The 12,075-nt window shown below is 39.0% G+C and carries 12 protein-coding genes and 1 pseudogene; 6 read left to right on the forward strand and 7 right to left on the reverse strand.

The genetic code is table 11. The annotated features are described in order from the left end of the window. Positions 1–73: 73 nt before the first annotated feature. The gene (locus ICL16_RS01965; RefSeq protein WP_190825196.1) at positions 74–706 is read right to left on the reverse strand and encodes a DUF2231 domain-containing protein; all 633 of its coding nucleotides are present in this window, start codon (positions 704–706) and stop codon (positions 74–76) included. Then, positions 703–1,203 (reverse strand): DUF2231 domain-containing protein, encoded by a 501-nt coding sequence (locus ICL16_RS01970; protein ID WP_190825197.1) that lies wholly within the window; start codon positions 1,201–1,203, stop codon positions 703–705. The genes ICL16_RS01965 and ICL16_RS01970 overlap by 4 nt, the downstream gene beginning before the upstream one ends. A gap of 410 nt (positions 1,204–1,613) precedes the next feature. Between ICL16_RS01970 and ICL16_RS01975 the strand changes: the two genes are divergently transcribed. Next, on the forward strand, positions 1,614–2,672 hold the full coding sequence (locus ICL16_RS01975) for a DUF1254 domain-containing protein (protein ID WP_190825198.1): 1,059 nt from the start codon (positions 1,614–1,616) through the stop codon (positions 2,670–2,672). Between the two features lie 108 nt (positions 2,673–2,780). Here ICL16_RS01975 and ICL16_RS47585 read toward each other — a convergent pair. Then, positions 2,781–3,594 (reverse strand): annotated as a pseudogene (locus tag ICL16_RS47585) (ISAzo13 family transposase). A 287-nt stretch (positions 3,595–3,881) separates the two neighbouring features. Here ICL16_RS47585 and ICL16_RS01995 point away from each other — a divergent pair. Beyond that, the gene (locus tag ICL16_RS01995; protein ID WP_190825200.1) at positions 3,882–4,859 is read left to right on the forward strand and encodes a MarR family transcriptional regulator; all 978 of its coding nucleotides are present in this window, start codon (positions 3,882–3,884) and stop codon (positions 4,857–4,859) included. Positions 4,860–5,052: 193 nt separating this feature from the next. Here the strand turns inward: ICL16_RS01995 and ICL16_RS02000 are convergent, their stop codons facing one another. Beyond that, a complete protein-coding gene (locus ICL16_RS02000; RefSeq protein ID WP_190825201.1) occupies positions 5,053–5,895 on the reverse strand; it encodes an MT-A70 family methyltransferase in 843 nt (280 codons plus the stop codon). Between the two features lie 539 nt (positions 5,896–6,434). Between ICL16_RS02000 and ICL16_RS02005 the strand changes: the two genes are divergently transcribed. From ICL16_RS02005 to ICL16_RS02020, 4 genes are all read left to right on the forward strand, one after another. Further along, positions 6,435–6,998, forward strand: a complete 564-nt coding sequence (locus ICL16_RS02005) for a PD-(D/E)XK nuclease superfamily protein (protein WP_238360547.1) — start codon at positions 6,435–6,437, stop codon at positions 6,996–6,998. A 3-nt stretch (positions 6,999–7,001) separates the two neighbouring features. Further along, positions 7,002–7,238: a hypothetical protein gene (locus ICL16_RS02010; protein ID WP_190825203.1), complete on the forward strand. Its 237-nt coding sequence runs from the start codon at positions 7,002–7,004 to the stop codon at positions 7,236–7,238. A gap of 112 nt (positions 7,239–7,350) precedes the next feature. After that, positions 7,351–7,599 carry a hypothetical protein gene (locus ICL16_RS02015; protein ID WP_190825204.1) on the forward strand — a complete coding sequence of 83 codons (249 nt, stop codon included), beginning with the start codon at positions 7,351–7,353 and terminating at the stop codon, positions 7,597–7,599. Positions 7,600–7,996: 397 nt separating this feature from the next. Continuing rightward, positions 7,997–8,695 (forward strand): class I SAM-dependent methyltransferase, encoded by a 699-nt coding sequence (locus ICL16_RS02020; protein ID WP_190825205.1) that lies wholly within the window; start codon positions 7,997–7,999, stop codon positions 8,693–8,695. 127 nt (positions 8,696–8,822) lie between these two features. Here the strand turns inward: ICL16_RS02020 and thrS are convergent, their stop codons facing one another. From thrS to ICL16_RS02035, 3 genes are all read right to left on the reverse strand, one after another. Then, positions 8,823–10,025, reverse strand: a complete 1,203-nt coding sequence (gene thrS / locus ICL16_RS02025) for a threonine--tRNA ligase (protein WP_190825206.1) — start codon at positions 10,023–10,025, stop codon at positions 8,823–8,825. Positions 10,026–10,495: 470 nt separating this feature from the next. Then, positions 10,496–11,218, reverse strand: a complete 723-nt coding sequence (locus tag ICL16_RS02030; protein WP_190825207.1) for a hypothetical protein — start codon at positions 11,216–11,218, stop codon at positions 10,496–10,498. Positions 11,219–11,373: 155 nt separating this feature from the next. Then, a complete protein-coding gene (locus ICL16_RS02035; protein ID WP_190825208.1) occupies positions 11,374–12,063 on the reverse strand; it encodes a phosphorylase family protein in 690 nt (229 codons plus the stop codon). Positions 12,064–12,075: the final 12 nt, after the last annotated feature.

Genomic DNA, 12,075 nt, shown 5'->3' on the forward strand with positions numbered 1-12,075 from the left:
GCGGAACGTCTGTACAGTCGTCGTAGAGACGTTCCGGCGGAACGTCTGTACAGGATAATTAAAGTACATTAGATTACCTTAGTAGCAAGTTGGGGTTTTTGCCTAATCGGAGCAAACTATCAGCAGTGTTGTGTACCCCAAACTCAGCAGCTAGATGCGCTCCTAGTGTGCCATGAACATACATCACAAACAGGATGACTAAACCTGCTAGCACATAGCTCCACTGCACTTGTTGATTTGCATCAGCGCACCACAAATACCGCTGAAAACCCCTCCATACAGTCATGCCCACAATTAACGCTAGGAGAATTACTCCACCAACTCCATGCCAAAGCATTGTCTCCATTGCGTGCATTCCCCAGGCACTCTTGACATCAGTTGGTGGATCTGCGAGCATCATTTCGTAAAAGCCTGCAGCAACAGTAAAAAACGAAATGACTGCTGATGCCAGCATGTTGTACCAGCCAACATCAAAGAAGTTGGAACGAACAGCAGGAAGTGCCAAAAACTTGAAGATTGGTTTTTGCCACGGGAACAGTACACCAACGATATCAAAGGCGATCGCAATAATAAACAGCCCCAAGGTGAGATGAACCAAGTTGGGATGAATGGGGATAGGGTAGGGTAGTCCGTTCGCACCTAGTTGCGATAAGCCGGGTACGGCTTGCAGCAAAGCTGAACGCACTTGCTCAATTACTTGATTCATCTTAAAATTCCTTCCTTGATTGCTTCAACAACTGGCACCGTATGCAATCCATACACCCATACCAGTTTGTCTCCTAAATACACTTGCAAAAACACCACACAAGTCAAAACTAGTCCCATTCCTAAATAAGAAAACGGCAAATGGAATGGATTTCTTAAACGAATTACATAACGCCAAGCGGTAATAGCAGCAATAATACCTGACAGCGACCAACCTACTATTGTATGTAAATTTAGCACAGGTTCAACCGCATTGTAAGGTTCTGCCAAACCCGCTTCCAACTGACCAAAAATGATGGCGATAAAGATGGAAATTGTAGCGATAAACATATTCCACCAACTCACCTCATACAGACGGGCGCTACGGGTAAAATAGCCAATCACATCACAAACAAAGGCAAACAACACCATCGCAATTACGAAGTGAACGATGATGGGATGAATCGTATCCGGATAGGGTAAATAGTGGTCATTTAATGGCAGAACATATTTTAGCATCTTTTTTTTCTAGGCATCTCTCCTGAACCATAATTTAACTTTAGCGGTTAACTTTTCTTAATAATGTATCTGGCGAACAATGTTTGATCTGAGCTATGTTTAAACTTAATAATATATTAATAAAGCTATTAAAATCGGATATTTATTAGTTAGAATTATTAGCAATAAGTCTTGTAAAAATAGTAAATTTTTCCTTGAAAAAGCAAATATTGAAGTGCGCGATCGCCGCGTGCTATCATAGGAAAATAAAGTTTTATATCACGTCCGCTTAATTACTTATAAATAAAACATAGGTATGTAGTTGCGATGAGCGCGCTCTTAATCCTCTTTGAGCGCGCTCATCGCAACTACATACCTTATTATAAGTGTTCAACCAGACATGATATTAGTCGCTTTGACCAAGCAAAGTTTTGACAGCGCTTGTCATCTCAGGCATCGCCAGCGCCACGGATGCAAACGAACAAAGTGTAGCAGCTGGACTCCCAGTGATCAAATCTCCGACAAACACGGTATGGGCATTAGGACGCACGTTAGTTGATGGTCCTGCTGATCTTCAAGCAGTGCGATCGCAATATACCTTAACCCCTCTATCACTGTATCCTGGTTCACCGCCAACGGAACTTCCCCCAATTCCAAACCCAAATCCACTGCCCAGACCACAAGATGTGGCAAAAAGTGGTATACAGTTTTTTGACGAGTTGAGTGCGCTTTTAAAAGATAATCCACCACCAGCAGACGAATCGCCCGTGTTAGAGCGATTTGCACAAGTTGGTATTGGTGTGAATCGGCAACCCTCACAAGAGGTAACAGATCCAGATATTTTGGCTGGATTGACTCAAGGAATTGTAGAAGCAGAGCGACTTATTGACAAAAAGTGGTTAAACATTGGTACTACAACCAACGGGTGGCGTGTCAACTATGACATTGGTGATTACGGTAATGACTATTTACTGCGGGCGGCAGTTGCTAAGTACGCACTGGCTGCCAACGTTGCCCAAGAGTCATTGTATTTTCTCACTAATATTGATGCGAATGGCAATCCACTTGTGGGTACAAACGAATACGTTCTTACTTTTGAGGCAGGTCAACTGCCGCCAGTTGAAGCTTTTTGGTCCGTAACCTTGTACGATCCTGATGGTTTTCTCGTCGAAAATTCGATCAACCGCTATTCAATTGGCGATCGCACTCCGGGAGTGCAATTTAACTCTGACGGATCGTTAAGCATTTACTTGCAATCCGATCCACCAATCCTTGGCTCATCAAACTGGTTGCCAACACAGAATGGTCCATTTTCCCTATCGCTACGAGCATACTTACCGAAACCTGAGTTACTTAATGGCACTTACCAACTTCCACCTGTGGTAAATGTGGCTGCTACATCTGTACCTGAATCGAGTGCAACTTCAGGAATGATTGCAGCAAGCATTGTCGGGGCAGTTGTTTTGCGCTCACGTCGGCAGAAAATGTAGAATTTATGATGCTGCTTTAAAAAGCGTTACGGGTTTCCAAAAGCGGTCCGTCTTCTTGTTGAGCTTATAATACTAACAAAAATTGACGGTAGTCCTAAGGAACGTGGATTAAATAACTTGCAAGTCTGAGTGAGTTTGGGGTTTCACAGTATAGTTCCACTGTGGCAAAAAATCATCGAATAAAATCTTCATTGTTTCTTTAAAACCCTCAGCTACTTTCAAGCCTGTTTGGTAGGTTTTATCAATGATGGTCATAAGAACTTTCAAACCTGTCTGGGTAGTGACTTTTGCCATCAGTTCGGATACCGTATTTGCACTGTCAAAAATGACTTCCGTACAGGCGCGCTGAGGTGTGGAAAAAGACGATGCTCAATCGGATTGTATTTAGATATATAAGGGGGATAGTGAGCAATACAAATGGATATACCAATTTCATCAACCAAAGCTTGTAAGGCTTCTTTAAATACATAGTAACGAGAACTGTTACTACCTCCCCCATCGCACAATAGTAGTATTGATGTAGCCAATGGGTAGCGATTTTTTCCGTAGTGATTCCACCAGTATCGAATCGAATCACACGCAAATTCGCTTGTGTCATGACTCTTACCAATCTGTACATAACCAATATTGTCATTTAAATCATACAACCCGTGTGGTATTGCTACTCCCGTTGCCAGAGAAGGAAAATCGTGGTCGAATACCTCTATTGGCTCAGTCGTATAAGCACTCCCTTCCCGGTATAAATTACCGATTAACTCTTTTTTTTACTATCCATACTCATAACTGCTTGACCATTGGAAAAATACTCCTGCTTAAGACTTTCAATATTCTCAAACTGTTCGTTTCTGTTTTCTGTGGTTCCGCACGCGGTTGTTTTTACTGCTTTTCGTTTACGAAAATACTGAAGAAGAATGGATACCATTTAATCAGATGATTATTCAGTACCCTTTAGAAAAGCTCAAAAACATGAATCAAGTATAAGCAAAACTTATCTTGATTTTATTGTATTTCTGAGGATCTTACGGTGATTTTTGCTGCTATTCTGAATAATCAAGAACAAGCTTTCTTTAGTAATTTAAGAAAGCTTGTTCTTCAGATAAATTATATTTAGATTTCTGCTTTAAGTAGAGCAAATGTGATGCTTGGCGGCTGTACATTTGCTTCCTTAAAGCAGGAATTTAAGACACTCAACCAACGAGGTGATTTCTTGTGTCTGGACTTGATAATCAAAGTCTAGGAGATTCTTCACGGCAAAGTCAAGAGCCTATCTTGAATCAAATTGAGCGATCATCGTCAACAGTTAGCGCTACGGATATCGCAAATCTTTTATCAATAGACGAATTAAGATTGGTGCTAATTGTTGCTGAAAATAATGGCATTACTGCAAAAAAGATTGCTGAAGAATTATATCGTTCAAGAGCAAATGCATCAAAACTAGCTAAACAAGTTGTCCAAAAAGAAGTTATAACTTTTATAGAGAAACCGTCAAAAAAAACGGGAATTTTGCCAACTCATGAGTATTATCTTGCTCATGGCATAACCAAAGATATGATCGTTTCTGCAATTGAAATTAAGGATAATTCAGGTGAAACGCCAAATTTTATTAATACAGGGGAGTCTTTATCCCTGAATGATCTTGGTTCTATAAATTTAAAGAATCCAATAAATCCAACTTTTTTGAAAGAATGTCTATTAGGACTACCGTTAATACTACATCGCACTTTAAGAGTAGTACCAACAAAAGGTATTACAGCGTTTGAAGCAGCAAACTTGCTTAAATGTACCACTGCAACATCTAATAAAAAACTTAAAAAACTTTGGGAATTAGGTTGGTTAATTCGGAAAAAACTTGAAAGTGATAACGGTACTTCAGGGGAATATTGTTATTTTTTGGCTTCTAGTCTAACTCCTGATTTGCTGAATACCGCTTTTGCCACATTAAGAGTTAAAACTATTAAAAAACCAATGTATGATAATTATCCGGAAAAAGAAATGTTGAATCAAAAAGAACAAGAGCCAAGTCTCGAAATTGAGACAACTGACCCTCAAGCTGAAATAGTTATAGCAAAGGTCAACCAATTGATGACCCATATTCGTCAAGCTAAAGCTCTTAAAGAAGAATTACGAGCTATAGGCGGTCGTCAGGCTGAAGAACTTATAGCTAATTTAGAAGCAGAAAATTTTTAAATCAAGTAGCAAAGTATTATCCTTGCTACTTGAAAAGTATGGGCGGCGCTTGGTGTCAGACGAGCCTCCTAAACTCCGCGCTGAGGGGTTCAATTCCCCTGCCGTCCACAACATCTTTATCATAAGACATTACAGTTTACAAAAGTAGTAGAGTTTTTGATTACCATTAAAAATTTACGCTCTTGAGAACGTTTCATCTCCTCACTCTCCCTGTCGTGTCGTGTGATACATCTGATTGATTATCAAATTTGTCTACCTCATTACCCCAAACATCCCATCCTTCTCTTTTTTGTCTTGCAAACATTTCCAATTTTGTTCCACTACATAAATGATTAACTAACTCATAAAACTCTTCTGGTTTTCTTGAATGTTCTCTTCTAGGCGCTTTTAAAATAGTTGATTCATTGCTTAGTTTTTTAGAGTATGAAAAGCTAGTTACATTACCGCGAACTGCCAAAATACAGTGTTCTGTACAGTTTCTTAGCCAGTGTCCTGTACCTATCCTAGTTGTTCCTTTTTTTGAAACTTTTTCCCAAGTCAGAATTGTTTTTAATTCAAAGCCCCAGTGGCGTATACAATCAGCTGCTTCTAATAAATGATTATTTGTAAACCATAACCATAATACAGTTCCTTCTTTGGCGCACATATCTGGAATTGGCAGTTGTAGTATTTCTTCTATTTTCATTGGTGGATATGGTATTCGATTTCTGTGAGTTTTATCGTCTTTTCTAAGTTGATAGAACCAAGGTGGATCAATTACGATGCATTGATATTTTTTAGCAGGAAGATTATAATTTGTGGGCTTTACTTTTTCTTCCTTAGGCTTTGTTTTTTCTTCTTCTTGTTTTATTTTATTCAAAAAGCTTTCTTTTATAATCTGAGGATAATGTAATTTTTCTCTAGCTAGACAAGCTTTTTCAGATTTACCAAGGTAGATATGTTTTTGTCTGGATGTTTTAAGTGATTTATAACGTTTAGATTCAATTAGGGAATAATAATTTTTCCCGTTTTTTTGTTGTCTTTTTACAAATGCCATTTTGTGTGGTATATATTTTAAGACAAGTGTTCTATTTAATAATACACAATATTGTGTGTAGTGTCAAATAATTTTATCAATACACTAAATAAAAAATGAGTATAAGTTTAAACCATCTTTTTTGTTGGCAATATATTTTTTAGAGACATGCAAATTTTGCGTTCTTATCAATTTAAATATCTTCTTTTTCATCCAGCTATGCGCAGATCCGGAATAAATTGGACAAACCTTTTTTGTTTGATCATTGAAACATAGGCACTGATAGTAAATGTGTTAAAGATTTGTCAAATTGATTTTCGCTTAACCCCTATCTACTAAAGTTTAGGTACTGCAAATCAAAAATGTATACTTAAATTAATGTAATTTATAGTTATGTGTTTTAAGTATAAATATTTATACTTTATAGTGACATTTTGTAAATTAATCTTGTCAGTACGTAGGCTTTTAGTGTAACAATATTGCTATGACTTACCTTGTGAAATATGGATGAACATCTTTTAGAAAATATAATTAGTTGTAGTAATTGTATACATTGTCTTGTGATTGAAGACAGTAATAATAAAGAAATATATTACTGCTTAGAACTTAAAATGAAGATTCCTGAAGGAGAAGATATTGGTGCCGATACTAATTGCGAATATTGGGTTGTAAAGCCTGAATTAGAGAATGAAACTACTTTTATTCAAAATGGAGGTAGACGCGCTAATTCTTCTGGTAAATCTTCTGAACACATTATTGGATGTTTTTTAGAACAAAGAGGATTTCGAGTAAGGTATAGATATCAACTACCTTGTCAGGGTATTTGGGGCAATGATATAATTGTCGATATTTTTTGTCAGGGTATTCCTCGTTTTCGTAATGGGTTAATACTTGAATCTAAGTGGCAAGACTCTAGTGGTAGTGCTTTCCAAAAGATTCCTTATGCAATTGAAAACATAAAAAATAAATATCCGTGTGAAACAATTTTGATTATTGATGGAGAATGGATGCGTAAAGGTGTGGGTAAAAACGCTTTTGAATGGGCTAAAGCTCAAATTGGTGGAAAGTTGTTCGCTGTTTATACTTTTGCAGAATTTGCTTCTTGGGTTATGAAGGAGCTATAGTTTATGGAAAATCAAAAATTTTATGTTATTTGGGATTCAAGTAGTACTGCTCCCTATGGTGGAGCATTAGGAGTTTATGACTCCTATGAACTTGCGCTTAAAGAAATGCAATCTTATGTAAGTAATGGTACTGTAGAGTATTTGCACTGCTATTTAGTAGAACTCAATTCGCCAATTTCTAATTGGGAACAAGTAATTAACTATAATGAGGGAGATAATGAGGGAGAATGGGGTATGTAATGATAAGATTTGCCGTACAAAAATAAGAGACAGCTAAAAATTTGGTATAAACTAAATTAATGTTTATACATTTGTTAAATGTACTTTATGGCTTATTAAAAGGATTTAATATATGCAAAATCAGAAATCTTACCTTGTTTTTGACTTAAGTTCTGAATGTTCTTTCGGTGAAGGTCTTGGAGTTTATACATCTTATGATCTTGCAATTAAAGCAATGCAAGATCGTATTAATGATTATAGCGGCGTTGATACGGACATCTATTTACATTGTTTTTCAATAAACCTTAATGACCCTATCTGTGAGTACCATCCAATAGTTAATTACTCTGAAGGTAATTGGGATATTTCTCAACAAACTTGATGTATATATTGCTCAGCCTACTTTGTGAACATATAAACAAAGCAAAAGCTTTGCCACACAATAGTTTTGGTATTCTTGCTAAAGATAATTGTTTAGAGCAAGTTTTTGACAACCGGGGCAAGAAGTTTGTAGCCGGTGACTTCAGAAGGCAGAAGTACGAAGGCAGAGGGCAGCTATGATACCCACGCTTTAAAGCGTGGGATTAAATAAGGACGCCGTTTTTCTACGCGCTGCGCGTCTTGAAAAACATTTTCTTTTTTAGTGGGCGCTACTCCCACAACTAAAGTTTTTATTAGCATTTCTTACCTTCAGCATAGCTGCCCTCTGCCCTCTGCCTTTCTTTGTAATGCACTCGATATTCTAATGTCACAACAGATTTTTATTATGGACAAAGTAAATGTCGAAATTAGATTTTGAAAAGCACTTTTTGACGGGAATTGACGAGTACATTTTGCGGGTGCGGCAAAGCATACCTGGACGTGACGCACTGTTTTTAATTGCAAGATGCTGTCTCGAAAATAAGTTATCTGCCTACGCGAAGATTCTCGTTATTGGTGCTGGTGGCGGTGAAGAAATAATTTCTTTGGGAAAACATAACGCTGGTTGGCAGTTTGTTGGCGTTGATTTGTCTGAAGAGATGCTCAAGCTTGCAGAGTCGAGAATTAAAAAAGAAGGTTTGGTGAATGAAGTGCAGTTGTACAAAATGGAAGTTATCGATCTTGAGAACAAAAACTTCGATGCCGCAACTTGCATTCTGACGCTTCACTTCATTCCAGATGACGGAGCAAAATTAGCAACTCTGCAAGCTATTCGAGAACGCTTAAAACCCAATGCTCCGTTTGTTTTGGTAGATGGCGCTGCTTCAAGAAACAAAGCCGAGTTCAACGACAATGTGATGGCGTGGAAACGTCACGCGCAAAACAATGGAATGACTGTGGAGCTTTTAGATAGTATGATTGAGAAGGCAATGGGACTTCCATTTGTTACTGAAGAGAGAGAAGTTGAGCTTTTAACTGAAGCCGGATTTTCTAGAATCAGAAAAATTTATCAAGGGACTTGGTTCAACGGCTGGTTATCTGTGTGCGAAAAATCGTAAGATATAAAAGATCAAGAGCGGTGCGGATGGTGTCACTGGTAACTGTGAATGAATTGACGCCTACTATTGCTGTACTGTCTATTTACTTAGACGATCGCCCATTCGGAAAACAGGCGATCGCCACTTTTTAAGCCTTACCAGAAAATTCCTTTTCCAACTGTGCGAATGTAATTTCCTCTGGAGAGGAAACGCCAAAGCGACGAAGATTGACAGTACCGTTAGCAGCCTCGTTCTCGCCAACAATTGCAATTAGGGGAATCTTTCGTTTTGATAGAGAGCGAATCTTTTTTGAGATTGTCGCATCACTGTTTACTAGTTCCGTTCTCACACCGATACGCCTCAACTTAGCAACAACAGCCTCCGCCCATGCTACAGATCGATCTGAAATTGAAGCTACGGCAATTTGTACCGGAGCAAGCCATAAAGGTAAAGCACCACCGTGATTTTCGAGTAAAATGCCAATCCAGCGCTCGATTGAACCTAAAACTGCCTGGTGTAAAATCACTGGCTGCTCAAAAGAACCGTCACTATTAACAAACGAAAGGTCAAAGATTTGCGGCAGATTAAAATCTACTTGCATTGTACCGCACTGCCAAGACCGTCCGAGATGATCTTCCAGGCTGATCTCAATTTTAGGACTATAAAATGCTCCTTCACCTGGCAATAATTCGTAGCTGTATCCTAACGTTTCGCAAGCTTCTATCAGTAAAGCTTCTGCTTTGTCCCAAAGGGCATCACAACCAAAGCGTTTTTCTGGTCTAAGAGAAATTTTAACAGTAAAATTCTCATAGCCAAATGCTTTGTATACCTCACTCACCATATTTAAGAAGTTGCGAATCTCATTTTTTACCTCAGCTTCTGGGCAAAATATATGAGCATCATCTTGAACAAAAGAGCGCAGACGCATACAACCTGATAGCGTTCCCGAAGGTTCGTTGCGGTGAACCATACCAAACTCCATCAGGCGGAACGGCATCTGTCGGTAACTCCGGCGCGAGGCTTTGTAGATAGCGATATGCGCCGGACAAGACATAGGTTTCAAGGCATAATCTGGGCTGACATTATTCTCTTTAGCGTCATTAAGACTACCAACAACAAAGATATTGTCGTTAAACTTCTCCCAATGACCAGATTTTTCCCAAAGAGTGCGACTTAATGCGACAGGCGATCGCACTTCTTCAAATCCATAAGCTTGGTAAACTTGGCGCATATGATCTTCAATTGCCCGAAACACCCGCCAACCCATTGGATGCCAAAAAACCATACCTGGGCTATGTTCTTCAAAATGGAATAAATCCATTGCTTTTGCCAATTCTCGATGATCGTACATAGTTATCCTTATTGAAAAGAATTTGATTTTTACAAAACTGAATAAGCAATAAAAAACCCTCCAAGAATTGCCTGGAGGGTTTTTCGCTGCACGCAGTCAACTACATCACGTCCCTCCTGGCGCGATAGTGGTAGTGATGGTAGTTGTAGTGATAACAGCGAGATTGTTCATGTCTGTTGATGAAAGTAAGGAGTGGGAATATAGCAATAAAAAACCCTCAAGGTATCGCCGAGAGGGGTGAATCGATTGCTTATAACGTATACGCAGCTATCTCTTCACGACCCTCCTTGGCTCGTAGTTCGTGCAGTAGCGGTAGTTGTGAGAGATAGTTGAATCACCATTAGGGGTTAAAAATTCTTACTGAATAAAAAAACTTGTACCTATAATTATATATAAGCAAATATATGCTGATTGTCAACCTCCCACCATGAGAAGAACGTCTCTGCATATTGAGTAAGAGAAACTTGTCATCAAACCTTAATAGGTGGTTTAACAGGGTGATATTCAATCACCATCCAAATACAATCTGTATCCGCGTAATATTGATGCCACGGATAGATATATTGCTGGTGTTCGTGAACTTGACAAAAAGGAAGGAAAGTGGTATAACCAGGACTCATCAATAGATCTTCATAGAGAGTCCCAAATTCTTTCTCTTTGAACTTCTGCATTCTTCCCTGCCCAAAAACTTGGGTATGTATCTCTATACAGTCATGTTGGTTGTGGATAACACAGTCGGTATCCGAAGGAGCAAACCATAAGTTGACTTTGACAGAGAACTTTTCTTTTTGATGGGGCTGACTCGATTGCCTTGTCATCAAATACGGATCGACTTCTATTATTCCCGCTTCAACTTGGGGAGAACGCCACAGTGGTACATCTTTGGGAAAGTGATCAATAAGATTACCTAATAGACTCCAGTTTGGCTCAAAGATAATCTTGCCGATGTTGTTAGTCTCTACCACCTCAAGCAAAAGTAAGGATTCAGCTTTTTGGATGATGGTGTTTTTGAGAATGGTAGATGAAAAAGCAGGAATAATGCTGGTGTAAGTTTCCTTTAAGTAAGCATCTGAATTTTGGGGATTGATGGCGATAGTACGGTTTTGAACGGGATAGTTTTCGACATTTTCAACGTACTTCGCATTTATGTAAGCACCCGAAAAGTTAAGTTGTTTGACTTGGTTGGTTTGCATAAGTTTTTGAGGAATAATTAAAGGACTGGTTGACTTTGCTCCAACTAGGGGTAAAGGATTTCTTCTCGTTTTTCTTGGAGGAGTTCTTTTAATCCCATTTGCTGACACCTTAGCCCATATTACAGATAATCTTGCAGACCTTTGATTCTTCCAGCTTAACCAGAAAACAGCTTCGTTGTAACTTGTTCCAACACTTGCAGTCCCCTTAGAGAACCACGAATTAGTCGAGTAGCAGCAATGGGTTGTCGTAGCATTGCCATAGCTAAGAGTAAAGGTTGAAGTGAACCATCAGGACTTAGTGCTGAGGTAAGATTAGGTAAGTCGTGGTAGCAGTCATCACTTACTACTCGCAGCATTGCCACAGAAACCCCTGCTTGAGTGAAGAATTCCAAGACAGCAAACCCTTCCATATCGACAACATCAGCTCCTGTCGTCTCACCCAGATGACGTTTTTCTGTAGCAGAGCAGATGATGCGATCGCTCGTCAACCCTTTGACAATTGACACCCGCTCTTGAAGACGCTGATACAGTAGCTTTGTCAAAGTAGAATCACAAGGTTTTAGTAATGATGTACTATTATCCACACAATCTTGATACAGTACTATATCCCCTACTTGGTAGCGTGCCTTTAAGCTGCCACATAAACCCATCAGCAGCACACTAGGTGGCGCGAGCTTCAATATCTGATGTACATCTTGACAATTTTTTAAATCTGTGCATGAAGCGCCCATCGGCAGAGACACAACACTTGGTGTAGAGCCACTGACACGCTTCAAAGAGCGAGATACAGCCTTGTATTCCGCTCCAAGACAAACTAGAATCGCTTGGACAGGTGGTTGCAACACTAGCACCTTCAA

Origin of the sequence: Iningainema tapete BLCC-T55 (assembly GCF_014698965.1) — a bacterium.
GTDB classification, from domain to species: Bacteria; Cyanobacteriota; Cyanobacteriia; order Cyanobacteriales; family Nostocaceae; genus Iningainema; species Iningainema tapete.